This window comes from Tsukamurella serpentis, assembly GCF_054780975.1.
Genome location: NZ_BAAGVH010000001.1, coordinates 126,914 through 152,098 on the forward strand (window position 1 = coordinate 126,914; position 25,185 = coordinate 152,098).

At 69.0% G+C, this 25,185-nt stretch carries 28 protein-coding genes and 1 pseudogene; 21 read left to right on the plus strand and 8 right to left on the minus strand.

The annotated features are described in order from the left end of the window. The first annotated feature begins 1 nt into the window (after window position 1). On the plus strand, window positions 2-1,333 hold the full coding sequence (locus tag ACYVHG_RS00605) for a M16 family metallopeptidase (RefSeq protein WP_461165837.1): 1,332 nt from the start codon (window positions 2-4) through the stop codon (window positions 1,331-1,333). A gap of 75 nt (window positions 1,334-1,408) precedes the next feature. Here ACYVHG_RS00605 and ACYVHG_RS00610 read toward each other — a convergent pair whose 3' ends face one another. Further along, window positions 1,409-2,926 carry an amino acid permease gene (locus tag ACYVHG_RS00610; RefSeq protein ID WP_461165490.1) on the minus strand — a complete coding sequence of 506 codons (1,518 nt, stop codon included), beginning with the start codon at window positions 2,924-2,926 and terminating at the stop codon, window positions 1,409-1,411. A gap of 139 nt (window positions 2,927-3,065) precedes the next feature. On the opposite strand from ACYVHG_RS00610, the gene ACYVHG_RS00615 reads away from it, so the two are divergent. Then, a complete protein-coding gene (locus ACYVHG_RS00615; protein ID WP_461165491.1) occupies window positions 3,066-4,946 on the plus strand; it encodes a putative nucleotidyltransferase substrate binding domain-containing protein in 1,881 nt (626 codons plus the stop codon). A 3-nt stretch (window positions 4,947-4,949) separates the two neighbouring features. Here ACYVHG_RS00615 and ald read toward each other — a convergent pair whose 3' ends face one another. Next, the gene (ald, locus tag ACYVHG_RS00620; RefSeq protein WP_461165492.1) at window positions 4,950-6,065 is read right to left on the minus strand and encodes an alanine dehydrogenase; all 1,116 of its coding nucleotides are present in this window, start codon (window positions 6,063-6,065) and stop codon (window positions 4,950-4,952) included. Between the two features lie 107 nt (window positions 6,066-6,172). Between ald and ACYVHG_RS00625 the strand changes: the two genes are divergently transcribed. After that, entirely contained in the window at window positions 6,173-6,682 is a 510-nt protein-coding gene (locus ACYVHG_RS00625) for an Lrp/AsnC family transcriptional regulator (RefSeq protein WP_461165493.1), read from the plus strand. Window positions 6,683-6,709: 27 nt separating this feature from the next. Here the strand turns inward: ACYVHG_RS00625 and ACYVHG_RS00630 are convergent, their stop codons facing one another. Then, window positions 6,710-7,090: an MmcQ/YjbR family DNA-binding protein gene (locus ACYVHG_RS00630; RefSeq protein WP_461165494.1), complete on the minus strand. Its 381-nt coding sequence runs from the start codon at window positions 7,088-7,090 to the stop codon at window positions 6,710-6,712. 23 nt (window positions 7,091-7,113) lie between these two features. Between ACYVHG_RS00630 and dapB the strand changes: the two genes are divergently transcribed. The 3 genes from dapB to ACYVHG_RS00645 are packed head-to-tail and all read left to right on the plus strand — an operon-like array spanning window position 7,114 to window position 8,797. Next, window positions 7,114-7,857, plus strand: a complete 744-nt coding sequence (gene dapB / locus ACYVHG_RS00635) for a 4-hydroxy-tetrahydrodipicolinate reductase (RefSeq protein ID WP_461165495.1) — start codon at window positions 7,114-7,116, stop codon at window positions 7,855-7,857. Further along, window positions 7,854-8,345, plus strand: coding sequence for a hypothetical protein (locus ACYVHG_RS00640; protein ID WP_461165496.1), 492 nt, complete (start codon window positions 7,854-7,856; stop codon window positions 8,343-8,345). Before dapB ends, ACYVHG_RS00640 begins: the two co-directional genes overlap by 4 nt. Next, a complete protein-coding gene (locus ACYVHG_RS00645) occupies window positions 8,342-8,797 on the plus strand; it encodes a flavodoxin family protein (RefSeq protein WP_461165497.1) in 456 nt (151 codons plus the stop codon). Before ACYVHG_RS00640 ends, ACYVHG_RS00645 begins: the two co-directional genes overlap by 4 nt. Before the next feature lie 67 nt (window positions 8,798-8,864). On the opposite strand, the gene ACYVHG_RS00650 is transcribed toward ACYVHG_RS00645, so the two are convergent. Then, the gene (locus ACYVHG_RS00650) at window positions 8,865-8,987 is read right to left on the minus strand and encodes a hypothetical protein (RefSeq protein ID WP_461165498.1); all 123 of its coding nucleotides are present in this window, start codon (window positions 8,985-8,987) and stop codon (window positions 8,865-8,867) included. On the opposite strand from ACYVHG_RS00650, the pseudogene ACYVHG_RS00655 reads away from it, so the two are divergent. The 5 genes and pseudogenes from ACYVHG_RS00655 to ACYVHG_RS00675 form a co-directional block, all read left to right on the plus strand. Then, window positions 8,947-9,186 (plus strand): annotated as a pseudogene (locus ACYVHG_RS00655) (FAD-dependent oxidoreductase); the annotation flags it as partial. The gene ACYVHG_RS00650 and the pseudogene ACYVHG_RS00655 sit on opposite strands and share 41 nt — an antisense overlap. A gap of 9 nt (window positions 9,187-9,195) precedes the next feature. Continuing rightward, window positions 9,196-9,993, plus strand: a complete 798-nt coding sequence (locus ACYVHG_RS00660) for a thymidylate synthase (protein ID WP_461165499.1) — start codon at window positions 9,196-9,198, stop codon at window positions 9,991-9,993. Further along, window positions 9,994-10,482 carry a dihydrofolate reductase gene (locus ACYVHG_RS00665; RefSeq protein ID WP_461165500.1) on the plus strand — a complete coding sequence of 163 codons (489 nt, stop codon included), beginning with the start codon at window positions 9,994-9,996 and terminating at the stop codon, window positions 10,480-10,482. 71 nt (window positions 10,483-10,553) lie between these two features. Next, on the plus strand, window positions 10,554-11,450 hold the full coding sequence (gene dapA, locus ACYVHG_RS00670; protein ID WP_461165501.1) for a 4-hydroxy-tetrahydrodipicolinate synthase: 897 nt from the start codon (window positions 10,554-10,556) through the stop codon (window positions 11,448-11,450). Then, on the plus strand, window positions 11,447-13,453 hold the full coding sequence (locus ACYVHG_RS00675) for a ribonuclease J (RefSeq protein WP_461165502.1): 2,007 nt from the start codon (window positions 11,447-11,449) through the stop codon (window positions 13,451-13,453). The genes dapA and ACYVHG_RS00675 overlap by 4 nt, the downstream gene beginning before the upstream one ends. Window positions 13,454-13,528: 75 nt before the next feature. Here ACYVHG_RS00675 and ACYVHG_RS00680 read toward each other — a convergent pair whose 3' ends face one another. Together ACYVHG_RS00680 and ACYVHG_RS00685 are read right to left on the minus strand one after the other, a co-directional pair. Next, the gene (locus tag ACYVHG_RS00680) at window positions 13,529-14,095 is read right to left on the minus strand and encodes a hypothetical protein (protein ID WP_461165503.1); all 567 of its coding nucleotides are present in this window, start codon (window positions 14,093-14,095) and stop codon (window positions 13,529-13,531) included. Next, window positions 14,095-14,703: a hypothetical protein gene (locus tag ACYVHG_RS00685; RefSeq protein WP_461165504.1), complete on the minus strand. Its 609-nt coding sequence runs from the start codon at window positions 14,701-14,703 to the stop codon at window positions 14,095-14,097. The genes ACYVHG_RS00680 and ACYVHG_RS00685 overlap by 1 nt, the downstream gene beginning before the upstream one ends. Window positions 14,704-14,778: 75 nt before the next feature. Between ACYVHG_RS00685 and ACYVHG_RS00690 the strand changes: the two genes are divergently transcribed. The 4 genes from ACYVHG_RS00690 (at window position 14,779) to ACYVHG_RS00705 (ending at window position 20,330) form a co-directional block, all read left to right on the plus strand. Beyond that, on the plus strand, window positions 14,779-15,414 hold the full coding sequence (locus tag ACYVHG_RS00690; protein WP_461165505.1) for a TIGR03085 family metal-binding protein: 636 nt from the start codon (window positions 14,779-14,781) through the stop codon (window positions 15,412-15,414). 75 nt (window positions 15,415-15,489) lie between these two features. Next, entirely contained in the window at window positions 15,490-18,198 is a 2,709-nt protein-coding gene (locus ACYVHG_RS00695) for an FtsK/SpoIIIE family DNA translocase (protein WP_461165506.1), read from the plus strand. 142 nt (window positions 18,199-18,340) lie between these two features. Continuing rightward, window positions 18,341-19,342 (plus strand): TerC family protein, encoded by a 1,002-nt coding sequence (locus ACYVHG_RS00700; RefSeq protein WP_461165507.1) that lies wholly within the window; start codon window positions 18,341-18,343, stop codon window positions 19,340-19,342. Window positions 19,343-19,433: 91 nt separating this feature from the next. Continuing rightward, window positions 19,434-20,330 carry a DUF559 domain-containing protein gene (locus ACYVHG_RS00705; protein WP_461165508.1) on the plus strand — a complete coding sequence of 299 codons (897 nt, stop codon included), beginning with the start codon at window positions 19,434-19,436 and terminating at the stop codon, window positions 20,328-20,330. Here ACYVHG_RS00705 and ACYVHG_RS00710 read toward each other — a convergent pair. After that, complete coding sequence (locus ACYVHG_RS00710) at window positions 20,302-21,045, minus strand: putative protein N(5)-glutamine methyltransferase (RefSeq protein ID WP_461165509.1); 744 nt, start codon at window positions 21,043-21,045, stop codon at window positions 20,302-20,304. The two genes, ACYVHG_RS00705 and ACYVHG_RS00710, sit on opposite strands and share 29 nt — an antisense overlap. A 32-nt stretch (window positions 21,046-21,077) precedes the next feature. Continuing rightward, on the minus strand, window positions 21,078-21,587 hold the full coding sequence (locus tag ACYVHG_RS00715; RefSeq protein WP_461165510.1) for an amino-acid N-acetyltransferase: 510 nt from the start codon (window positions 21,585-21,587) through the stop codon (window positions 21,078-21,080). Between the two features lie 55 nt (window positions 21,588-21,642). On the opposite strand from ACYVHG_RS00715, the gene pgsA reads away from it, so the two are divergent. The 6 genes from pgsA (at window position 21,643) to ACYVHG_RS00745 (ending at window position 25,183) form a co-directional block, all read left to right on the plus strand. Then, entirely contained in the window at window positions 21,643-22,221 is a 579-nt protein-coding gene (gene pgsA, locus ACYVHG_RS00720) for a CDP-diacylglycerol--glycerol-3-phosphate 3-phosphatidyltransferase (protein ID WP_461165511.1), read from the plus strand. Beyond that, window positions 22,208-22,714, plus strand: a complete 507-nt coding sequence (locus ACYVHG_RS00725) for a CinA family protein (protein ID WP_461165512.1) — start codon at window positions 22,208-22,210, stop codon at window positions 22,712-22,714. The genes pgsA and ACYVHG_RS00725 overlap by 14 nt, the downstream gene beginning before the upstream one ends. A gap of 24 nt (window positions 22,715-22,738) precedes the next feature. Beyond that, window positions 22,739-23,014 carry a helix-turn-helix domain-containing protein gene (locus ACYVHG_RS00730; protein WP_461165513.1) on the plus strand — a complete coding sequence of 92 codons (276 nt, stop codon included), beginning with the start codon at window positions 22,739-22,741 and terminating at the stop codon, window positions 23,012-23,014. 162 nt (window positions 23,015-23,176) lie between these two features. Next, window positions 23,177-23,983, plus strand: coding sequence for a PspA/IM30 family protein (locus ACYVHG_RS00735; protein ID WP_461165514.1), 807 nt, complete (start codon window positions 23,177-23,179; stop codon window positions 23,981-23,983). Between the two features lie 22 nt (window positions 23,984-24,005). Beyond that, window positions 24,006-24,875, plus strand: a complete 870-nt coding sequence (pspM, locus tag ACYVHG_RS00740) for a phage shock envelope stress response protein PspM (RefSeq protein WP_461165515.1) — start codon at window positions 24,006-24,008, stop codon at window positions 24,873-24,875. Window positions 24,876-25,012: 137 nt separating this feature from the next. Further along, entirely contained in the window at window positions 25,013-25,183 is a 171-nt protein-coding gene (locus ACYVHG_RS00745) for a hypothetical protein (RefSeq protein WP_461165516.1), read from the plus strand. Window positions 25,184-25,185: the final 2 nt, after the last annotated feature.

The following is a 25,185-nucleotide window of genomic DNA, read 5'->3' on the forward strand; positions in this document are numbered from 1 at the left end:
ACTGAGCGGCCTGAAAGCGAAGGCTGCACGGACGGGGGCATCCGGCTCGGGTGCCCCCGTTCGTCGTAGCGTGCTACCCGGTGGCCTGCGAGTGGTCACCGAGACGGTTCCGGGATCGAGGTCGGCGGCGGTCGGCCTGTGGGTCGCGGTCGGTTCCCGCGACGAACAGCCGGCGTCGGCGGGTTCGGCGCACTTCCTCGAACACCTGCTGTTCAAGGCGACCCCGCACCGTGACGCGGCCTCCCTGGCCGCGGAGATGGACGCCGTCGGTGGCGAGATCAACGCCTTCACCGGCAAGGAGCACACCTGCTACTACGCGCACGTGCTGGACACCGATCTCGAACTCGCGGTGGACGTGGTGACCGACGTGGTGCTCGGCGGCCTGTGCCGACCGGTGGACGTCGACCTCGAACGGGAGGTGGTTCTCGAGGAACTCGCCATGCGCGACGACGACCCCGAGGACCTGGTCAACGAGGCCGCGGCCGCCGCACTGCTCGGTGAGCATCCGCTGTCGCGGCCGGTCCTGGGCACCGAGGAGACGGTCTCCGCGATGACCGCGACCCGGCTGCGCGGTTTCCACCGCCGCCGGTACACCCCCGAGCGGATGGTGCTGGCGGTGGCCGGGAACGTCTCGCACGCGCACGTGGTGCGACTGGCGCGCAGGGCGTTCGCGGGCCGGCTCGACGGTGCCGCCGAATCCGCACCGGTGCGCACCGGTATCCGGCGCGCCCCCGGCCCGCCGGTGCTGCGGGTGGTCAACCGCGACGGTGAGCAGTCCCACCTGGTGGCCGGCACCCGGGCGTACGGGCGGTTCCACCCGGACCGCTGGGCGCTGTCGGTGCTCAACACCGCGATCGGTGGCGGGCTGAGTTCGCGGCTCTTCCAAGAGGTCCGTGAACAGCGTGGACTGGCGTACACCGTGTACTCGGCGGTGGACACCTTCGCCGACACCGGACTGTTCTCGGTGTACGCGGGGTGTTCCCCGGACCGGCTGGGCGAGGTCGTGCGCGTGGTCCGTTCGGTGCTCGAGGACGTCCGCGAGCACGGGCTCACCGCCGAGGAACTGGCGCGGGCGAAGGGCTCCCTGCGGGGCGGCCTGGTGCTGGGGCTCGAGGATGCGCAGTCCCGCATGCACCGGATCGGCCGCAGTGAGATCAACTACCAGAACCAGCGCACCGTGGCCCGGACGCTGGCCGCGATCGACCGGGTCTCATCCCGGGACGTCGACCGGGTGGCTCACGAACTGCTCTCCCAGCCCTTCGGCGGTGCGGTGCTCGGGCCGCACCGGGGCAAACGCGCAGTCCCCGCCCCGGTCCGCAACTGGCTCGGATGACACGGCCGAACGCCGGTGGTGCACCCGGAGGTCCGGAGAGCGCCACCGGCGGCCGTACTCGGTGTTACCGGCGCATCAGCTCCGGTAACGGGGGCCGTCGTCGGTCCAGGTGGAGCCGAGCCGATCGCCGGTCCGGGCGATCACCCGCGGCTTGGCGATCATCCAGCCGATCGCCATGAGGACCGCGAACAGCGGAATCCCGAAGACGACCACGATGAAGTTCGTCTTCTCCCAGAAGACGTCCGAGCTGGCCCAGCCGGTGTACGCCAGACCCACCAGCACCAGGATCAAGAAGGCGATGCCCACGTAGCTCATCCACGGGGCCAGCGGCGCGCGGAACGGGCTCCGCCCGACCACACCCTTGTCGGAGAGCTGCCGGTAGCGGATGTGACAGGCGAAGATCGTCACCCAGACCGCGACGACGGCGATCGAGCTCGCCTCCAGCGCCGTATCGAAGGCCTTGCCCGGCATGAGCGCGTTCAGCACGGCACCGAGCACGTAGAACAGCGAGGTGATGACGATGCCGGTGGCCGGGACGCCCGACTTGCTCATGTTCAGGAACATCTTCGGGGCCTCACTGGACATCGCGAGGCTGCGCAGCATCCGGCCGGTGGTGTAGAGGCCGGCGTTGAGTGAGCTCATCGCCGCGACGATCAGAACGGCGTTGATGGCGTTGGCCATCCAGCCCACACCCATCCGCTCGAAGACGGTCACGAAGGGCGATTCCAGGCTGCCGTCGGCGCCGGTGTTCCCGTACTGGCCGGTCGGCAGGATGCACACCAGCAGGAAGATCGACCCGCAGTAGAACACGGCGATACGCAGGATCACCGAGTTTACCGCCTTGGGCACCTCCCGCTGCGGGTTCTGCATCTCACCGGCGGCGATACCGACCATCTCGATCGCGGCGTATGCGAAGACCACGCCCGACATCACCAGGATCGGAGCGAACCAGCCGAAATCGGCACTCTCCGGCCAGAATCCACCCTCATTGCGCCACAGGTTCGAGATCCCCGCGCGGTGGGCGCCCTCGCCCGATCCGACGGTGACCTGCCCGACCACCATCACCACACCGACGATCAGGAAGATCACGATCGCGGCGACCTTGAGAATGGACGCCCAGAACTCGAACTCACCGAAAGCGCGGGCCGAGAGCAGGTTGATCACCAGCACTACACCGAGCGCGATGATCACCGTGACCGCCTGTGGCAGGTCCGGCCACCACTTCTTCATGTACACCGCCACGGCGGAGAGTTCCGCGATGCCGGTGAGCGCCCAGAAGATCCAGTACATCCAGCCCGCCAGATAGGCGGCGCGCTCACCGAAGAACTCCCGCGAGTACGAGACGAAGGCGCCCGAACTCTGCCGGTACAGCACCAGCTCACCCAGGGCGCGCATCAGGAAGAAGGCGATCAGCCCGACGAAGGCGTAACTGAACAGCAGGGCTGGGCCGGTGCTGTGCAATCGGCTGGCGGAGCCCAGGAACAGGCCCGTGCCGATGGCGCCTCCGATGGCGATCATCTGTACGTGCCGGCGGCCGAGGGTCTGCTTATAGCCCTCTTGCTCTGCGGCGAATGAAGTGGTGGGTTGCGTCATGGACGTGTTTCTCCTCGACGGGATAGGGCGCGTGGGGTCATGCGCTGGATGGGAATGTAGACCTCGCAACGCTTCCGTGGACGCGTTACCAGGAGAAGACTTCGGTGTATCGGTCGAGCGCGTTATGCGAACATGGGGCATGACCGATTTCGCTGATCTCGGGGAGGTGTTCGCCTTCTTGTCCGGGCACGCACCGTTTGACGGTCTGCCCGATGATGTGCGGGCGCGACTCGTCGCCGATTCGGTGGTGCGGGAGTACCCCGAGTCGGAGATGATCCTCGACGGATTGTCCGCCTCGCCGGAGCACGCCTACGTGGTGCTCGAGGGCCGGGTCGGGGTGTGGAACTTCCCAACGACGGCCACGGAGGAGGCGGGCGATGTCGACGAGGTCCTCGGGCCCGGCGGTGTCTTCGGATACGTGGTGATCCTGGTCGGTGCACGTGGTGGTCCGCGCGTGGTCGCGCTGACCGAGGTGGTATTGCTGCAGTTGCCGGCATGGGCGGTCGCGGACATGTTCTCCACCCCGGCGGGCGCGGCCTTCCTGGCCACCGAGCTGGCCAAACCGTCGCTGCGGGTCCCGGGTGACGAGGTGCGTGAACGCACCGCCGGGGAGATCGTGCGCCGGGCCCCGGTGACCTGTGCGCCGGACGTCACCATCCAGCAGGCCGCGACCACCATGACCGCCGCGAAATCCGGGTACGTGGTGGTGGAGAGCGAGCTGGGCGAGCCGCTGGGCATCGTCACCGACCACGACCTGCGGGCCCGGGTGATCTCGGTGGGCCGCTCGGTCTCGGACCCGGTACGCGAAGTGATGACGGCGCCGCTGCACGCGGTCCCGGAGACCGCGTTGTCCAGTGATGTGCTGATCGAGATGCTTGACCGCAAGCTGCACTACATGGCGGTGCTCGATGCCAGGGCCTCGCTCACCGGGGTGGTGCAGGACGTCGATTTCCTGACCGTGCCCACCACGTCGACCTTCGCGCTGCAGCGGCGCATCGAACGCGCCGACGCGGAGGAACTGCCGGAGATCGGTGCGACCATCCGCGAGATCTTCCCGGTCCTGATGCGCCAGGCGGCACCGGTCCGGCACGTCTCCGGTGTCGCCGCCGTGGCGATCGAGGCCATGGTGCGGCGCTGCATCGAGCTCGAACTGCCGGTGCACCCGGCACTGCACGAGGGGAATTTCACCTGGCTCTCGCTCGGTAGCGTCTCGCGCCGCGAGGTGGCTCCCAGTTCGGACGTCGACAGCGCGATCATCCTCACCGACATGCCAGGCGCCGGCGCCGCGGAGATCGAGAGCAGGCGCAGCGCGGCGCTCGCGCTGGCCGCCGCCGTGCACGCCCGGCTCGAGGAGTGCGGGATCCCGTCGGACACCAACGGTGCGATCGCCGCCCAGCCGAGGTTCTGCCGCACCGAATCCGAGTGGCTGTACGCGGCCGGGGAGTGGATTGACGCACCGCTGTCGAACAACGCGATGATGATGGCCTCGCTGCTGGTGGACGGCCGCCCGGTCTGGGGCGATCTGACCCTGCAGCCGGTGGCCGGGGTGTACCAGCATCTGACGGAGCATCCTCGGTCGTTCATTCTGATGTTGCGTGAAGCGCTCACCGCGAAGGCGCGGATCCGCTCCATGCGTGACGTGATCTCGCTGCGCGGCGGCACTTTCGACATCAAGGCGCACGCCCTGGTGCCGGTGGTCAACATCGCGCGGTGGGCGGCTCTCAGCCGCGGTTCGACCAAACTGCAGACCCGTAACCGGCTCGCCGCCGGAGCCGATTCCGCACTGCTGCCCGATGATTTGGCGGAGGTGTTGCGCGAGGTCTTCTCCATCCTGGAGCGGATCCGGATGGAGCATCAGGTCGAGCAGATGGCGCACGGACGCATCCCCGGCGATGTGCTGGCCATCCGCAGGCTTCCGACGCTCGACCGCGGACTGCTCGAACAGTGCGTGCGGGAGGTGGCAGCGGTGCAGCGGCGGATGGCCAACCTCGCGCAGTACCTCGACGAGGGGGAGTGGTGACGCTCAGGCCAGGACGTCCTGGGGTGCTTTCGCCGCGAGGTCCAGCGCGGCGCCGACGCCGGCGTTGAGCAGGAGCCCGTCGTGGGTGGACAGGCCCGCCGCGAGAGCCGGATCGTCGGAGCACGCCGTCCGCCAGCCCTTGTCCGCCAAGCGCAGTACGAACGGCAGGGTGGCTCCGGTCAGGGCGAAGGTGGAGGTGCGCGGCACTGCGCCGGGCATGTTCGCCACGCAGTAGAAGACGGTCTCGCCGACGGTGAACGTGGGATCGTCGTGGGTGGTCGGGCGCGAGTCCGCGAAGCAGCCGCCCTGATCGATCGCGATGTCCACCAGGACCGCTCCACGGCGCATCCGGTGCACCAGTTCGGTGGAGACCAGCTTCGGGGCCGCAGCGCCGGGGATGAGCACCGCGCCGATCACCAGATCGGATTCGGCGACCGCCTCCTCCAGCGCCAGCGAGGTGGAGTACCGGGTGTGCACCCGGCCGCCGAACTGCGCGTCGACGGCGCGCATCTTCCGCACGTCCAGGTCGAAGACGGTGACCTCGGCGCCCATACCGGCGGCGACCTGCGCGGCGTTCATCCCGGACACTCCACCGCCGATAACGGTGACCTTCGCCGGCGCGGTACCGGGAACCCCGCCCATCAGCACACCGCGTCCACCCTTCGAGCGCATCAAGTGGTAGCCGCCGACCTGAGGCGCGAGCCGTCCCGCGACCTCGGACATGGGCGCGAGCAGCGGTAGCGAACCGTCGGGGAGTTGCACCGTCTCGTAGGCGATGGACGTGGTCCTCGATGCGAGCAGTGCATCGGTGCACGGCCGCGAGGCGGCCAGGTGCAGATAGGTGAAGATCGTCTGCCCGGCGCGCATACGCACGTACTCCGGTTCGATCGGTTCCTTGACCTTGAGCAGCAGCTCCGCCTCGGCCCAGACGTCGTCGGCGGAGTCGACGATCCGCGCTCCGGCGGCGGCGAAGTCGTCGTCGGGGATCGCCGAGCCGAGTCCGGCGCCCCGCTGCACCAGCACCTGGTGACCGCGGCGGGTCAGCTCGGCCGTGCCGCCGGGTGTGATCGCCACCCGGTACTCGTTGTTCTTGATCTCGGTGGGGACTCCGACGCGCATCGTGTGCTCCTTGGGCGTGCTTGGCTGGGTATGGCCTATGTCACATAGTGTGGAGAACAGTCGGAGATCGAGCAATCGGACGGACGAACATTCTGCATACTCGATCGATGACTGATGGAAATTCGGTTCTTTCCGGTTATCGGCTACCTGTTCCGAAGGATCGTCGCCCGCTGCTCGACGACGTGGACCGGCGCCTGTTGCTGGTGCTCCAGCGGGACGGCCGGGTCTCGAACGCCGCGCTCGCCCACGTGGTGGGCCTGGCCCCGTCGACCGTGCACACCAGAGTCAAACGACTGGTGGACTCCGGGGTGGTCCGCGGCTTCTTCGCCGACGTCGACCCGGCCGCGGTCGGTCGGCCACTGCGGGCGATGATCGCCGTGACGCTGCGCTCGACCGCGCGGCACCGCATCCGGCAGTTCGTGGAATCGGTGATCGACCTGCCGCCGGTGATCGACGCCTACTTCCTGGCCGGCGGCGACGACTACCTGCTGCACGTGGCAGCGATCGACACCGACGATCTACGGCATCTGGTCGAATACCTCAGTGGCCGCGAGGAGGTGGCCGGTACCAACACCTCTCTGGTGTTCGAGCACGTGCGCGGCTCCGCTCCGCTCTGAACGTTTTCGCTCAGGCTGTCGGCGACGCTAGGAACCGTCGGGGTCGGGACGCTCGACCAGCGCAGCGAGCGATTCAGGGGCTTGGACGCAGTAGGAGTCGGTGAGCAGTTCGGTCACCTCGTCCCAATCGGTGTCCGCGTCGATGACGATGCCCACGGTGTTCGCGCCCCAATCGGTACGGAAGTACGGATGCCCGAGATTCTCGAACGCCGGAACCTCGCCCGGCTCGGCACGGAGGATCAGCCGGAACAGCTGGTCCTCACCACCGAAGACGTGCGCCACCGTCGAACCGCGCACCCGCCACCGGGTACCGACCCAGGCGCGGTCCCGGACGCACTCCGGGAAGGCGTCGAGGACGGCAGTGATGCGATCGATCCACTCGTCGGGAACGTCCGGTCGACTGGTCACCCGTGAAGGGTATCGTCGGGCCCATGCTGAACGTGGGTGTGTTGGGATCCGGCGGCAAGGTGGGCCGCGCGATGGTGGATGCGGTGGACGCCGCCGACGATCTGGCGCTGAGCGCCACCGTGGACGCGGGGGACACGCTCACCGCGTTCCTCGACTCCGGCACGCAGGTGGTGATCGACTTCACCCATCCGGACGCAGTCATGGACAACCTCGAGTTCTTGATCGACAACGGGATTCACGCCGTGGTCGGTACCACGGGCTTCACCGAGGACCGGCTGGACACGCTCCGTGGCTGGCTCGCCGCCAAGCCCGAAGTGGGCGTCCTGGTGGCGCCGAACTTCGCGATCGGAGCGGTGCTGTGCATGAGGTTCGCCGCCCAGGCCGCCCGCTTCTTCGACTCGGTCGAGGTCATCGAACTGCACCATCCGCACAAGGCGGACGCCCCGTCGGGAACGGCGAGCCGCACTGCGGAGCTGATCGCCGAGGCGCGTGAGGAGGCCGGGCGGGGCCCGATGCCCGACGCCACCTCCGCCGAGTTCGATCGGGCCCGCGGTGCCCGGGTCGACGGTGTCCGCGTGCACTCGGTGCGCGTGGCCGGTCTGGTCGCCCACCAGGAGGTCATCATGGGCACTCAGGGCGAGACCCTGACCATCCGGCACGACTCGCTCGACCGCAGCTCCTTCGTACCCGGCGTCCTGCTGGGCGTGCGCGGGATCTCCGCACGTCCGGGCCTGACGGTGGGTATCGAACCGCTGATGGATCTGTGAGCGCACCCGTGTCGCGACGGGAGGCATCGTCGAAGTCGAACCTGGGCCAGTTGCTGGTGATCGGGTTCCTCGCGGTGGCGATGCTGGTGTACATCGGCCTGATCGCGGTGTGGGCCTCGATGATCGCGCGGCGCGGCGGCGGAACGAATCTGGGGCTGGCCTTCGGCATGGTCCTGGTCGGTGTGGTGGGCCTGTGGGTGCTGTGGTCGGTGCTGCGCAACGGGTACGCGCACCAGCGGCTCGCCGCGGCGGCGAAGGCGCTCGGACGCGACCTGGACGTCTCCGATCTGCCGACGATGCCCTCCGGCCGGGTGCGGCGCGACGCCGCTGACGAGCTCTTCGCGCAGGTCAAGGCCGAGTACGAGGCGGACCCCGGTTCGTGGGTCAGCGCCTACCGGCTGGCCCGTGCCTACGACTACGCCGGCGATCGCTCCCGTGCCCGGGACTGGATGACCCGCGCGGTGTCGATGGAGAAGGCCGCGCGGTGAGAACGCTGCTGCTGATCCACCACACGCCATCTCCGCACTGCCAGGAGATGTTCGAGGCCGTGGTGGCAGGGGCGAGTGACCCGCAGATCGAGGGGGTGACGCTGGTGCGCCGCGCCGCCCTGACCCTCTCGCCCGCCGATGCGCTGGCGGCCGACGGCTACATCCTCGGCACCCCGGCGAACCTCGGATATCTCAGCGGGGCGCTCAAACACGCGCTGGACACCATCTACTACCCGTGCCTCGACTCCACACAGGGGCGGCCGTGGGGCTTCTACGTCCACGGGAACGAGGGAACCGAGGGAGCCCGGCGCGCGGCCGGGTCGATCACCTCCGGGCTCGGCTGGGACCGGGCCACAGCCGATGTGGTCGTCTCCGGCAAGCCCACGAAGGCCGATCTGGAGGCGTGCTGGAACCTCGGAGCGACGGTGGCGGCCCGGTTGATGCCGGAGTAGCCGCGCCGGGCTCGGTGAGGCACTCGGCACTGGGGACTCGGCACTCGGGCCGCCGGTGTCTCCGGCGTCAGTGCTCCGGCCCGTACGGGAATCCGGTGATGTTGCGCGCACCGTCCTCGGTGATCACCACGAAGTCATGCTCGCGGTAACCGCCCGTGCCCGGACCCCGGCTCGCCGCGAAGACCTGCATGTACACCACCACACCCGATCAGCACTTCGTGATCGGAGCACATCCGCAGGCCCCGAACGTGTTCGTGGCCTGCGGCTTCTCCGGGCACGGTTTCAAGTTCACCCCCGTGGTGGGTGAGATCCTCAGCGATCTCGCCCTGGAGGGGGCCACCCGACACCCGATCGGAATGTTCGATCCGCTGCGATTCGCCCCGTCGTAGGATCGAGGGGTGATCCCGACGCCCTACGAAGACCTGCTCCGTGACGTGATGGACAACGGCGCCCACCGCCCGGACCGCACCGGAACGGGCACGCGCAGCGTGTTCGGGCGCCAGTTGCGCTACGACCTGGCGCAGGGCTTCCCGTTGATCACCACCAAGCGGGTGCACCTGAAGTCCATCGCCTACGAGCTGCTGTGGTTCCTGCGCGGCGATTCCAACGTCCGGTGGCTGCAGGACAACGGAGTCACCATCTGGGACGAGTGGGCCGACGGCGATGGTGAGCTCGGCCCCGTCTACGGCGTGCAGTGGCGCAGCTGGCCCACCCCGAACGGCGAACACATCGATCAGATCAGCCGCGCGGTGGACCTGCTCAAGACCGATCCGTCGAGCCGCCGCAACATCGTCTCGGCGTGGAACGTCGGGGAGATCGAGAACATGGCGCTACCGCCGTGCCACGCCTTCTTCCAGTTCTACGCCGCCGACGGCAGGCTCAGCTGCCAGCTCTACCAGCGCAGTGCCGACCTGTTCCTCGGAGTGCCGTTCAACATCGCCAGTTACGCACTGCTCACCCATATGGTCGCCGCGCAGGTGGGGCTGCAGCCGGGGGAGTTCGTGTGGACCGGCGGCGACTGCCACATCTACGACAACCACGTCGAGCAGGTCACCGAACAACTGCGCCGGGAGCCGTACCCGTACCCGCGGCTCGAACTCGCCGCGCGACCGTCGATCTTCGACTACGAGTACGCCGACATCACCGTGCACGACTACCAGCACCATCCCGCGATCAAGGCGCCGGTGGCGGTCTAGATGATCGGGCTGATCTGGGCGCAGGCCCGCAACGGCGTGATCGGCGCGGACGGCACCATTCCCTGGCACATCCCCGAGGACCTGAGGTTCTTCCGCGACACCACCGTCGGCGCCACGGTACTGATGGGCCGGCGTACCTGGGACTCGCTGCCCCCGCGGTTCCGTCCGTTGCCCGGGCGCACCAACATCGTCGTCACCCGGGACCGGGGCTGGCGGCCGCAGCCGGCCGAGGGCGTCGTCGTCCAGCACGATCTTCGGATCCCCGACGGCGATGTCTGGGTGATCGGCGGCGGACAGGTCTACGCCGCCGCGCTGGCCTCGGCCGACGTGATAGCCGTGACCGAGGTGGACGCCGAGATCGACGGCGACACCCGTGCGCCCGAGATCCCGGCCGCGTTCACCCTCACCCCGGAGACCGGGGAATCGGACTGGCTGCAGTCATCGTCGGGCCTGCGGTACCGGCACCTGACCTACCGACGGGACTCGTAGCAGGCGGCACGCGCCGCGGAAGTGTTGGCCAATAGGAATGAACGCCGACCGGGTGGGTAGCCTTAGCACTTATGAGTGCGACTCCTCCCACCACGCCGTTCGGGTCCATATCCGTCGCGATGGTCACTCCGTTCAAGGCCGACGGAACACTCGACCTCGAAGCCGGTCAGAAGCTCGCAACGCACCTCGCCGATCAGGGTGTCGACGGGCTCGTGGTCGCCGGTACCACCGGTGAGTCGCCGACCACGCAGCCCTGGGAGAAAGTGCAGTTCCTCAAGGCCATCCTGGAGGCCGTGGGCGACCGCGTGAAGATCACCGCGGGCGTCGGTACCTACGACACCGACGAATCCGCCGTCTTCGCACGTGACGCCGCCGAGGCCGGCGCCCACGGGCTGCTCGTGGTGACCCCGTACTACTCGCGGCCGCCGCAGGCGGGGCTCCTGGCCCACTTCACGACAGTGGCCGACGCCACCGACCTGCCCGTGCTGCTCTACGACATCCCGCCGCGTTCGGTGGTGCCGATCGCCAGCGAGACGCTGCGCGTGCTCGCCGAGCACAAGAACATCGTGGGCGTCAAGGACGCCAAGGGTGACCTGTGCGCCGGTGCCCGGATGATCGCCGAGACCGGTCTGCAGTACCTCTCCGGCGACGACCCGTTGAACCTGCCGTGGCTCTCGGTCGGTGCGGTGGGCTTCGTCTCGGTGATCGGACACGTCGTCGCGCCGCAACTGCGTGCTCTGCGCGACGCCCATTTCGCGGGTGACGTCGCCCGCGCCACAGACATCAACGCCGCGCTCGCGCCCGTGTACGAGGCCATGGCCGGCCTCGGCGGAGTCACGTTCTCGAAGGCGGCACTGGCCCTGCAGGGGCTTGATATGGGCGTACCGCGGTTGCCGCAGGTGCCGCCCACCGGTGAACAGCGCGACCGGCTCGCAGCGCTACTGACCCAAGCGGGGGTGCTTTCATGACGGACGGCTCGAGCGGCGGAACCAGACGCAGTCGTAAGGCCACCCGGCAGGCCGGGCCCCCGGCACCGCCGAAGCCGGTGATCTCCACCTCGGCCGCGCGGATCGTGGTGGAGGATCGCCCCGCGGCACCGCCGTCGTCGAGCGCTCCGGCCGGCGGCGCCGAATCCAGGCCCGCCGCGTCCAGGCCCGCCGAGGTGAAGACCGGTGATCCCAAGGCCGGTGAGGCGAAGGGGCAACCCCAGCAGAAGGGCGCTTCCAAGGGTGGCGGCGGACGTCGCGGGGGTGGCCGGCGCGGGAACGGCAAGCCCGCCGCCGCAGCGGCCGTCGAACGGCTCGGCGCCCCGCCGAAGCTGCCCAAGGGCGCCATGCGGATCGTCGCGCTCGGCGGCATCAAGGAGATCGGTCGCAACATGACCGTCTTCGAGTACCAGGGCAAGCTGCTCATCGTGGACTGCGGCGTCCTCTTCCCGGAGGATCAGCAGCCCGGCGTCGACCTGATCCTCCCCGACTTCCGCTACATCGAGGACCGGATCAAGGACGTCGTGGCGATCGTGCTGACCCACGGTCACGAGGACCACATCGGCGCGGTGCCGTTCCTCCTGCGCCTGCGGCCCGACATCCCGGTGATCGGAGCGAAGTTCACACTCGCCCTGATCAAGGCCAAGTGCGACGAGCATCGGCTGCGTCCCAAACTGGTGGAGGTCCGGGAGGGCGAATCCACCCAGCACGGTCCGTTCGAGTGTGAGTACTTCGCGGTCAACCACTCGATCCCCGATGCGATCGCGGTCGCGATCCACGCCGGTGGACAGGTGGTTCTGCACACCGGTGACATCAAACTCGACCAGCTCCCGCTCGACGGCCGGCTCACCGATCTCGCCGGTTTCTCCCGGCTCGGCGACGCCGGGGTCGACCTGTTCCTGGTCGATTCCACCAACGCCGAGGTCCCCGGCTTCGTGACTCCCGAGCGGGAGATCGGCCCGGTCCTCGACAACGTGATCGGCCAGGCCAAGGGCCGCGTGATCGTGGCCTCCTTCGCCTCGCACGTGCACCGGATCCAGCAGATCGCCGAGGTCGCCGTCGCCCACAACCGCCGGATCGCGTTCGTCGGCCGGTCGATGGTCCGCAACATGGCGCTCGCCCAGGACCTGGGCTACATGCACCTGCCCGAGGGGGTCGAGATCGATCTCGACACCGCCGCGTCGCTGCCGGACAACCGGGTGGTGCTCATCTCCACCGGCTCGCAGGGTGAGCCGCTGGCGGCGCTGTCACGGATGGCGCGCGGCGAGCACCGCAACATCACCATTTCCCCGGACGATCTGGTGGTGCTGGCCAGCTCGCTGATCCCGGGAAACGAGAACTCGGTGTTCGCGGTGGTCAACGGCCTGTCCAAGCTCGGTGCGAAGGTCATCACCCAGCAGAGTGCGAAGGTGCACGTCTCCGGGCACGCCAGCGCCGGTGAGCTGCTGTACCTGTACAACGCCGTGCGGCCGCGCAATGCCATGCCGGTGCACGGTGAGTGGCGGCACCTGCGGGCGAACGCGGCGCTGGCCGAGGCGACCGGTGTGCCCAAGGACCGGATCATGCTCGCCGAGGACGGCGTGGTCGTGGACCTGCTCGACGGCGTCGCCAAGATCGTGGGGCAGGTCCCCGTCGGACACGTGTACGTCGACGGCACCTCGGTGGGCGATGTCGGCGAGTCGACGCTGTCGGACCGCCTGGTGCTCGGCGAGGGCGGTTTCATCGCGATCAGTGTCGCCATCGACAAGGAGGGAAACGCGGTCAGCACGCCCGAGGTCAGTGGCCGCGGATTCTCCGACGACCCGACCGCACTCAAGGAGGCCGAGCAACTGGTCGAGGAGACGCTCGCCCAGCTCACCGCCGAGGGAGTCAAGGATGCGCACCGCATCGCGCAGGGTGTGCGGCGGGCCGTCGGACGCTGGGTGGACAAGGCCTACCGCCGCCGCCCGATGATCGTCCCGACGGTGATCGTGGTGGGGGAGTAGCACCGGCTCCAGAAGCGTTCTGCGGCGGATCGAACCCGTTCGCCGCAGAACGCCGAAGCTGTGGGTCCGGCGGGATCAGGGCTGGCGTTCGACCTTGCTGATCTGCGCGCGGAACACTTCCCAGAAGGTCTCGGTGCTCAGCGGTTTGGCCTCCGGGGACGAGGCGATCACCGAGACGGTGGCACCGCGGACGTCGGCGAGACCTTCGTACCGCTGCGTACCGACCCGGCGGATCGAGACCGGGAATCGAGCGAGATCCGCCGGCGGCGTGAGTACGACCGACCGCTCGCCGCACACGTTCTCACGGGCCTTGTAACTCGTGGTGATCGGCCTGGTCACCACCGACGAATAGAAGTGGGTGTCGCCGCGCCATGCTTCGGCCTCCACGGCGCGCGCTCCGGCAGCGGCCCGGTCCACCGCGTGGGTCGCCCGATCGCAGGGGGAGTCACCGGCGGGTGCGGGTGCGGCGGGCGGCAACGTGACCGGCGCGGCGACCATGTAGTCCTTGCTGCCCATCGGCAGTTCGTGTGCGGCGAGCACCGCGCGGACCGGGTCGACCGGGGCGGCCTGCGCGACCGCCGGCAGCCCGACGGTGGCGGCGACCGCCACCGTCGTGGCCGAGAGGGCGACCCGGGCGCGCATCAGCGACCTGCCTGGACCTTCTGCACCTGTGCGCGGAACACCTGCCAGAACCGATCGGTGTTGGCGGGGGTGGCGCTCAGGCCGGCGACGTACACGTCCACCGTGAAGCCGTTGACATCGGCGAAACCCTCGACCGATTCGAGGCGCCCGTCCTTGTGATTGGTGATCACGACGGGGTTGTAGCGGGCGAGGTCACCCGGCACCGGGGGGCGGCCCTCGGTCTGGCCGCACTGGGCGACGGTGTCGCGCCAGGCGCCGGTGATCGGCGGGGAGAGCACCGCCGAGGCCATCGCGGAGTAGCCGTTGCGGGCCACCGCGGTCGCGCCCTTGCTGCCCGCGAGCGCTGCGTTGAGACGGTCGCTGGCGCCGCGGCACTGCGGGCTCGCGTCATCGGTGACGCCGACCTTCCCCGCCTTCGCGTCCGGAAGCAGGCGGTAATCGGTCGAACCAGCGGGGAACTGCTGGGCGGTCAACACCAGATCGTTGCGGACCGGTGCGGCCGAGGCGACCGGAGCGGCCAGAGTCGTACCCGCTGCGATGGCGGTGAAGAGGGCGGCGGCCGAGGCGATACGCGCCCGGCGGGGACTCGAAGCAGTGATCGCGGTCATGTGCGGAGTATACGACAGACCGAGTTGACTTCAATGAAGATGACCACGGTTGTGGGACAGCACTCACTCGCCACGATGACTAGGGTGGCGGGCGTGAAGCCTGCTCGGATCGAACGCGCCGCTCTGGTCGAAGCGGCGCGCGCCGCCGGACCGGATGCACCCACCCTCTGCGGGGACTGGACCGTCCGCGAACTGCTCGCCCACCTGGTGCTCCGTGAGGGTCGCCCCGATGCCCTCCCCGGCATCGTCGTGGGCGCACTGTCCGGATACACCGAGCGGGTGCAGACCCGGATCGCCGCCCGCCCGGTCGATGAGCTCATCGACGCCGTCGCCGCAGGGCCGCCCCGCCTCTCGCCCTTCCGGTTGATCGACGCCACAGTGAATCTGGGCGAGTACTTCGTGCACACCGAGGACATCCGGCGGGCCCGGGCCGGGTGGATGCCCCGGACGCTGGACCCGGCTGTGGCGCGCGGGCTGAGGCCGGTGGTGTCCCGGATCGCGCACCTGACGATGCGTCACGCACCGCTGCGGATCAGTCTCACCACCGAGAAGGGGACGCTGGTGTCCGTCGGGCGCGGACCGTCGGTGTCCGTGATCGGCGCGATCGGCGAGGTCGCGATGTGGGCCCACGGCCGGGATGAGGCGCTGGTCACCTTCGAAGGCGCCGACGCCGACATCGACCTGCTCGGCTCGCTGGTCCGCTCGCTGTAACCGGCCATCGCCCGACACTTCTGTTACTCGTGTGGCACTTGATACAGATGGGGCTTGTGCGGATAGACTGCCCCTATGGCATCGAAGACCACCAGCCGCGCGCGCGGCGCCGCGAACCCGCGTTCCGGCGGCGGTCGCAGTCGCGCGGCCAGCCCCACGAGCAGCGGCCGCGCCGCGCCGCGCAATCGCGGCAAGCACGCTCCGGCGACCACGTCGACGGCCAAGCGGTCCACTGCCAAGAATCCGGCTAAGGCGTCCGCGAAGAACAGCCTCAAGACCGCCGCGACCAGCAGATCCGGTGGATTCGGTCTGGGTGCCGGCTGGCGACTGCTGGCCCGGGGTGTCGGGGGAGCGGTGCGCAGCGGCGACCGCCCCGAGCAGACCGAGGCTCTCGGCGCCGATACCGCACCCGCCGGTCCCACCCACTCCCGTGACGGACTGGCCCTGACGCTGTTCGCCGTCGCGATCGTGCTCGGCGCCGCGCTCTACTTCGACGCCGGCGGCCCCGTCGGCTCGTTCTTCTCCAGCGCGGTGCGTGCCGTCCTCGGCTGGTTCTCCGTCCTGGTGCCGCCGCTGGCGATCGCTCTGGGCGTGGTCATGATGCGCCGCCCCGACAACCCCGCCGCTCGCGTACGCCACCGCGTGGGCACCGCGCTCATCGTGCTGCCCTTCCTGGGACTGCTGCACATCGGTGCCGGCGGCCCCCGGGACTTCGACGGTCGGTCCGCGTCCGGCGGCTACCTGGGCTACGTGGTCGGCGGCCCGCTCACCGACGGCTTCACCCCCTGGATCTCGGTGCCGCTGCTGGTGCTGGTCGCATTGTTCGGTGTCCTGCTGGTCAGCGGGATGACGGTGCGCGAGATCGTGGACCGTCTCAAGTTCTACTTCGGCGTCGACATGCGCGAGCAGTACGGCACCGCCGAACCCGAGGACGACGACGATCTCGACTCGCCGTTCGCCGCGTTCGACGCCGGCCGGCCCGAATCGTCCGCTGCGGCCTCGCCCTACGGTGATCCCTACGACAACTACCCGGCCGATCCGGAGCCGCCCAAGCGCTCGCGCCGCCGCCCGGCCGCCGAGCTCGATGAGCCCGGCGAGTCACCGTCGGACCAGGTGACCGAGCCGATCGCGGCGGCGCCCGAGCCCGACGAGGAGCCCACCGTCGAGGTGGCGCCCACCCCGGCGTCCACCCCGCCGCGTCGTCGCTCCGCGCCGGTCACCGATCACACCCCGCCGCCCGCGCCGAAGTCCGAGGAGTTCACCGTCGCGCGGACCATCGACAGCGACGACTACGTCCTGCCGCCCGCCGACCTGCTCATCGAGGGCGAGCCCGCCAAGGCCGGGACCAGCGCCAACGATGCCATGATCGATGCGATCACCGGTGTGATGGAGCAGTTCAAGATCGACGCTGCGGTCACCGGCTACACCCGCGGCCCGACGGTGACCCGCTACGAGCTCGAGCTCGGACCGGGTGTGAAGGTGGAGAAGGTCACGGCCCTACACCGCAACATCTCGTACGCGGTGGCCACCGACAACGTGCGCCTGTTGGCCCCGATCCCCGGCAAGTCCGCGGTGGGTATCGAGGTCCCGAACACTGACCGCGAGATGGTCCGCCTGGCCGACGTGCTGGCCTCGGACAACACCCGCAAGGACACTCACCCGCTGGTGATCGGGCTCGGCAAGGACATCGAGGGTGAGATGGTCAACGCCAACCTCGCCAAGATGCCGCACCTGCTGGTGGCCGGATCCACCGGCTCCGGTAAGTCCAGCTTCGTGAACTCGATGCTGGTCTCGCTGCTCGCCCGGGCCACGCCCGACGAGGTGCGGATGATCCTGATCGACCCGAAGATGGTCGAACTGACCCCCTACGAGGGCATCCCGCACCTGATCACACCGATCATCACCGACCCCAAGAAGGCCGCCGCCGCGCTGGCCTGGCTGGTGGAGGAGATGGAGCAGCGGTACAAGGACATGCAGGCCTCCCGGGTCCGGCACATCGACGACTTCAACCGCAAGGTGCGCTCCGGGGAGATCGCCACGCCGCTCGGCAGCGAGCGCGTCTACCGGCCGTACCCGTACATCGTCGCCATCGTCGACGAGCTCGCCGACCTGATGATGACGGCCCCGCGCGACGTCGAGGAGGCCATCGTGCGGATCACGCAGAAGGCCCGCGCCGCCGGCATCCACCTCGTGCTCGCCACTCAGCGCCCGTCGGTGGACGTGGTCACCGGCCTGATCAAGACCAACGTGCCCTCACGACTGGCCTTCGCCACCTCGTCCCTGACCGACTCGCGGGTGATCCTGGACCAGCCCGGCGCCGAGAAGCTGATCGGTATGGGCGATGCCCTGTTCCTGCCGATGGGCGGTAAGACCACCCGTATGCAGGGTGCCTTCATCACCGATGAGGAGATCGCCTCGGTGGTGGACTTCGTCCGCACCCAGGCCGAACCCGACTACACCGACGGCGTCACCGTGCAGAAGGTGGAGAAGAAGGACGTCGACCCGGACATCGGCGACGATCTCGACGTCTTCCTGCAGGCCGTGGAACTGGTGGTGTCGTCGCAGTTCGGTTCGACCTCCATGCTGCAGCGCAAGCTGCGCGTGGGATTCGCCAAGGCTGGCCGCCTGATGGACCTGATGGAGACCCGCGACATCGTCGGGCCCTCCGAGGGGTCCAAGGCCCGCGAGGTGCTGGTCACCCCGGACGAGCTTCCGGGGCTGCTGCTGGTGCTGCGCGGCGGCGATGCACCGGCGGAACCGGAAGACGCCGAGCCCGAGTTCTGATAGGGTCGTCGACGCATCGGTGAGGGGAGTATCCCGCTCGCAGCGCGAACGTCAACACGGTGGATCGATATTCACCCGGGCGCGCTGAACCTGCTCGGCAGGTTGGGAGAGACCTCCGGATCTGTACCGGAGGTGTATGCAAATGCAGGTGACCGCGCTCGTGTGGATCATCTCGATCCTGGTGGTCCTCGGACTGTTCGTCTTCGACTTCTTCAGTCACGTCCGCACACCACATGAACCCTCACTCAAGGAGTCCGGCTTCTGGAGTGCCGTCTACATCAGTCTCGCCGCCGTGTTCGGCGTCGGCGTATGGGCGGTGTCCGGTTCCAAGTACGGCGGTGAGTTCTTCGCCGGCTTCGTCACCGAGAAGGCGCTCTCGGTGGACAACCTGTTCGTGTTCATCATCATCATGGCGAAGTTCGCCGTACCCAGGAACTACCAGCAGAAGGTCCTGCTGATCGGCATCGTCATGGCCCTGGTGATGCGCGGTGCCTTCATCGCCGTCGGTGCCGCCGCGATCAACACCTACTCCTGGGTGTTCTACATCTTCGGTGCCTTCCTGCTGTACACCGCGATCAAGCTGGTCAAGGAGGCGGTCGAGGGTCCGGTCGAGGACGAGGAGAAGCGCGAGAGCCGCATCGCCTCGGTGTTCAAGCGAATCGTTCCCACCACCGAGGAGTACGACGGCGACAAGCTGGTCACCCGGATCGACGGCAAGCGTTTCGCCACTCCGCTCCTGCTGGCACTGGTGGTCATCGGCTTCACCGACGTACTGTTCGCGCTCGACTCGATCCCGGCGATCTACGGCCTCACGCAGGAGCCGTACCTGGTGTTCATGGCCAACGCCTTCGCCCTGATGGGTCTGCGACAGCTGTACTTCCTGATCGGCGGCCTGCTCGACCGGCTGGTGTACCTGTCTTACGGCCTGTCCATCGTGCTCGGGTTCATCGGCGTGAAGCTGGTCCTGCACGCCCTGCACGAGAACACGCTGCCGTTCATCAACGGTGGTGAGGGCCTGCCGGTTCCGGAGATCTCCACCGGCCTGTCGCTGTCGGTGATTCTCGGCGTGCTGGCGATCACGACCATCGCCTCCCTGGTCAAGTCCAACACCGACGACCCGAAGAAGCCGATCAGCACGTCGTGACCAGCGTGATCGTGTGCTGTTGACCGCCCTGTAGTGGGGTCGGCGGCACACGATCGCCGGCGTGGAACCGCACCGCGATCCGATGCGTCCAATGGATATGGGGGAATCGCAGATCCGCGGCATCCTCGCGGCGCAGGACGGCGTGATCAGTCGCGGCCAGGCACGCGAGAGCGGCTTGTCGGCCAAGGCGATCGACCATCGGATCGCCCGCGGGCAGTGGCGCACGGTGGGTCGCGGCGTGTACCTCTCCGCCGAGCACGAATTCTCCGACGCGGCCCGACTCCGGGCGTCGGTACTGGTCACCGGCGGTATCGCCGATGGTGCCTCCGCCCTGTGGTGGCACGGTCTAATCGATGGTCCACCCGCTCGCTGGACGGTGACGGTTCCCCGCAACCGGCGCACCGGCCCGAGGTTCATCGCACCGCTGGGCGTGCACCGGCGCGACCTCCTCGCCGCCGACGTCGAGACGGTGCACGGGGTCCGCGTGACCAAGCGGCCCCTGACCCTGCTCGACGCCGCCGGCGCCTTCCCGGACGTCACGGCCCTGCTCGACCGGGCCCTGCAGACCGGTGAGGTGGTGCCCTCGGCGCTGCGTGCCGCACTGGACCGGAACGCGGGCCGTAGCGGGATGGCGCGGGCCCGGCGGATCGTGGACGTGGTCGAGTCGGATACCGAGTCCGAGGCCGAACGCGAGTTCGCGGCGCTGATGCGGGCAGAGGGCATCACCGGCTGGGTGGCCCAGCTGGTGATCGGACGGTACCGCGCAGACTTCGCGTGGCCGGAGGAACGCCTGGTGGTGGAGGTGGACGGGTGGGCCTTCCATCGGGACGCCGTCCGTTTCCAGCGAGATCACGACAAGCGCAACGCCTTCGCGAGGGCCGGTCTGACCGTGCTCACCTTCTCCTGGCACGACGTGGTGCACGACCCGATGGGAACGGTCGGCGCCGTGGTGGACGTGCTCAGCGATCGACGGGGCGCGGCATCATGATCCCGGCTGCGACCGTGGCGCACCGCGCCGCATCGACTTCGACGTCGGTCATCAGGCCCGCGGACCGGAGAACGGCGACCGTCGCCGCCGCCTGCCCGGTGCTGGTCTCGATCAACACCCGTCCGCCGGGCCGGAGCCAGGTCGGGGCCCCGGCGGCGATCCTGCGGTGCAGGTCCAGGCCGTCCGGGCCGCCGTCGAGCGCCCGGCGGGGTTCGTGCTCACGGGCCTCCGGCGGCATCGCGGAGACGGCGCTGCTGGGAACGTACGGTGCGTTCACCGCGATCACGTCGACGGTGCCGCGCATCGCGTCCGACAGCGGCAGGTACAGGTCGCCGATCAGCACCGTCGAGTGGGGGGCGTTCAGCGCGGCGTATCGGGCGGCCAGCGGATCGACATCAGTGGCGACACTGCGCGCTGCGACGGCGGTCGCGGCCACCGGAGCGACGCCGCAGCACAGTTCCACCAACAGGTCCGCACCGTCGGCGAGTTCGGACAGCAGTTCGGTGCGGCGCCGGGGCACGAACACACCCGGACCCACCTGCAACCGTCGACTGCGGAACTCCACCCAGCCGAGCAGGTGCTCGAGCGGCTCACCGGCGCACCGCCGCCGCACCAGCGCGCGCAGCCGCGCCCCGGAGGCGGCCTCGGTGAGCAGCCGCGCCTCCTGCTCGGCGAAGACGCACCCCGCCGCTCGCAGCTCGTCCGCCAGGTCCACAGGAGCAGTGAAACACGTGGCCGGCTGCTCGCCTATCGAAGCGTCACCAGCATCCGGGTGTTTCCAAGGGTGTTCGGCTTGACGTAACTCAGGTCGAGGAACTCCGCCACGCCCTCGTCGTAACTGCGGCACAGCTCGTGGTACACCTCGGCGCTGACCGGTGTTCCGTCGATCTCGGTGAATCCGTGCCGGCTGAAGAACTCGGTCTCGAAGGTCAGTACGAACACCCGCTGCAGTTCCAGGGCACGGGCCTCGTCGAGCAGCCGGGCCACCACCTTGTGCCCGATGCCTCGTCCCTTGGCCACCGGGTCCACCGCCAGGGTGCGGATCTCCCCGAGATCGGCCCACAGGACGTGCAGGGCGCCGCAGCCGACGATCTCGCCGGCCATCTCGTACACCCAGAACTCCTGCACCGACTCGTACAGGGTGACCAGGTTCTTCTCCAGCAGGATCTTGCCGGCGTACACGTCGATCAGGCGCTTGATCGCCGGGACGTCAGAGGTCCGGGCGGGACGCAGCACGTCGTCGTGATCGGTGTTCACCGCCAAACAGTAGCGCGCACGGCCTCCCGATCAGGCTACCGATAGGCTGAGCGTCGTGAACGCAACGGACGGCGCGGTACCCACGGGCACACGTGTCTCCAACTTCAACGTCGCCAATGCGCTGACGGTGGTCCGGATCGTGCTGGTCCCGGTCTTCCTGTTCGCCCTGTTCGCCGCGGGCGGGCACGACACCGGTTGGCGCTGGATCGCGTTCGCGGTCTTCGCGATCGCCATGATCACCGACCGGATCGACGGCCAGATCGCCCGCCGCTACGGTCTGGTCACCGAGTTCGGCAAACTCATGGACCCGATCGCCGACAAGGCTCTCACCGGTGCCGCGCTCATCGGGCTGTCGGTGCTGGGGGAGTTGTCCTGGTGGGTCACCGCGGTGGTCCTGTTCCGTGAACTGGGGATCACCGCGTTCCGGTTCGTGGTGATCCGCGACGGTGTCATCCCGGCCAGCCGCGGCGGCAAGATCAAGACCCTGCTGCAGACCCTCGCCATCGGCCTGTACCTGATGCCGCTGCCGGGCTGGATGGACCTGCCCAGCGCGATCGTCATGGGTGCCGCGGTGATCGTGACGGTGTGGACCGGTATCGACTACCTCTACGGCTGGTGGCGTGCCCGCCGGTGACGCAGCAGATCTGGTCCGGGAGCTCACCGAGCGCCGGCAGACGCTGGCGTCCGCCGAATCGCTGACCGCGGGCCTGTTCGCCGCCACCGTCGCCGAGGTCCCCGGGGCGAGCGCGGTGCTGCGCGGCGGTCTGATCGTGTACGCCACCGACCTCAAGGCGTCCCTCGCCGGCGTTCCCGAGGCCGAACTGTCCCGCGACGGGCCGGTGCATCCGAACACCGCGCGTGCGCTCGCCGACGGCGCTCGTCGCCGCTGCGCCGCGGACTGGGGCGTGGGCCTGACCGGAGTCGCCGGACCCGCCGATCAGGACGGTGTGCCGGTCGGCACCGTGCACATCGGGGTCAGTGGACCGGACGGGACCAGCGTCACCACCCACCGGTTCGACGGTGACCGGGCCGGTGTGCGCCGCGCCACCGTCGGGACCGCGATCCGGGAGTTGGGGCTGCGGCTCCGCGGCGGCGGGAACCAAATCGAGCACCACCGCGTTGAGTGAACGAGAGACCAAGAGGAGGTGAGCATGGCCCTACTACTTCGCGAGGCGATCGGCGAGAACCTGCGCAAGACGCGGGTGCGGCAGAGTCGCACGCTGCGGGACGTGTCCTCGGCCGCGCAAGTGAGCCTCGGCTACCTGTCGGAGGTCGAACGCGGCCAGAAGGAGGCGTCCAGTGAGCTGTTGGCCGCCATCTGCGGCGCGTTGTCGGTCGACGTGGCCGAAGTCGTGGCCCAGGCCAGCGTGTCGATGCGTCCGATCCCGACGATGGTGATCAAGGCGCCCGCCCTCACCGCGGCCTGACCGCTTCCCGCGCCGCCGCGGGTTCGGGGATTTCCCTGAACCCGCGGATCAGGGCGGCGCGAAGGGGACGATTCCCGATAGATTGGTAACCACGTGTCCGGCTTTCGCCGGATCTCCGGACCGACACTCCGGATGGACTTCTTTCAAGGCGTAGGAGAGACGATGGCTAACCCGTTCGTCAAGGGGTGGAACTACCTGATGGCGCTGTTCAACTCGAAGATCGACGAGAACGCCGATCCCAAGGTGCAGATCCAGCAGGCGATCGAGGATGCGCAGCGCCAGCACCAGGCGCTCTCGCAGCAGGCCGCCGCCGTCATCGGCAATCAGCGTCAGTTGGAGATGAAGCTCAACCGCCAGCTCGCCGAGGTCGAGAAGCTGTCGGCGAACACCCGCCAGGCGGTGCAGCTCGCCGATCAGGCGGCTGCCGCGGGTGACGCTGCCAAGGCCACCGACTACACCAACGCCGCAGAGGCCTTCGCCGCACAGCTGGTGACCGCCGAGCAGAGTGTCGAGGACCTCAAGGGTCTGCACGATCAATCGCTGCAGGCGGCCGGCCAGGCCAAGCGCGCGGTCGAGCAGAACGCCATGCAGCTGCAGCAGAAGCTCGCCGAGCGCACCAAGCTGCTCAGCCAGCTCGAGCAGGCGAAGATGCAGGAGCAGGTCTCCGCTTCGCTGAACCAGATGGGGCAGCTCTCGGCGCCGGGCAACACGCCCAACCTCGACGAGGTGCGCGAGAAGATCGAGCGCCGTTACGCGAACGCGCTCGGCTCCACCGAGCTCGCTCAGAACTCGGTGCAGGGCCGAATGGCCGAGGTGCAGCAGGCCACCGTCCAGATGGCCGGCCACTCGCGGCTCGAGCAGATCCGTGCCTCGATGAAGGCAGACGGGCAGATCCAGGGCGCGCCCGCGACCCCGCAGGCAGCCCCCGCCCCGCAGGCGCCGCAGCAGGCTCCGAACCCGGGCCAGTAGTTCCACCACCGACGAGGAAACCGTGACCGACCAGCGAGGCCGCCCCCGCACCGACTTCACCGCGGTGGCGGCCTCCGCCGGTCGGATGGCCACCTCGGCGATCAACGCCGCCTCCACCGCGATGGAGGCCGCGGCCCGCGCCGCCGACGAGGCCCGCGACAAACAGGCTCGCCGGAAGGACCCGAAGGCGGTGCACCTGCGGACGGTCCGCCGGGCCCGCGGCGCGGTCAACGGCTGGGCCGCGACCACCTCCACCTCGGCCGTCGTGGCCGTCGGTGGATTCGCGGCAGCCGCGCCCGTGATGGGCGGCGCGGCCACCGCAGTGACCGCCGTCTTCGCCGTCCCCGCCGCGTACGCGGTGCGCAGGTTCCGCAGGTTGCGCCGCGCCCCGGTCCCGCCCCGCAGCTACGCCCGCCGGACGCTGCCGGCGCCGTCGTCTGCGTTGCACGCCCCGGTCCGGGCACTGGCGGAGGCCGAACAGGAGTTCCTGGCACTGGTATCGGTGCTGCACCGGTCCGGTGCACTGCCGCCGGACTCGTTGAGCGAGCTCGACGCCGACGCCGAATCCTCGGCCGATGCGATCGTCGAGTACGCCGAGCAACTCGCCGATCTCGAGCGGGTGGTCAGCTCGGGCAGCGGGTCCGCGGGGTACCTGCAAGGCACCTTCGACGAGGGCCTGCGCAGCCTGGACGAGGGGCTGGCCACCTACCGCGAGATGGTCGCCTCCGCCGCGACGACGGTGGCCGCGGCCCGCCAGTCCCTCGGGTCGCCGTCGCGCTTCGACGAACTGAGCATGGCAACCCCACGGTTGCAGGACGCCGCCGAGCGGCTCCGCTCCTGGGCCTACGGCATCGCTGCGCTGCCCCCGGTACCGGACCGAAACACCTGGTGAGCGCGCCGCTCCGTGTGGTCGGGGTTAACCCCCAATTCTCCCTGAAAGTGCAGCTCAGAGCGTGACTTCAGGGGTCTGGCGCGAGCAGGATGGTTGGCGGAACCACTCACGAACCGTCCCTGGAAAGGTCACTGCACATGTTCTGGAAGATCATCGGCGCCGTCGTCGTCATCTGGATCGCCCTGCTGCTGCTCTCGGCGATCATCAAGTCCCTGATCCCGCTGGTCCTGATCGCACTCGTGGTCATCGGTATCGTCACCGTCGTCAAGTGGCTGGGCTCGGGGAACAAGAGATCCAGCTCCCTGTAGCG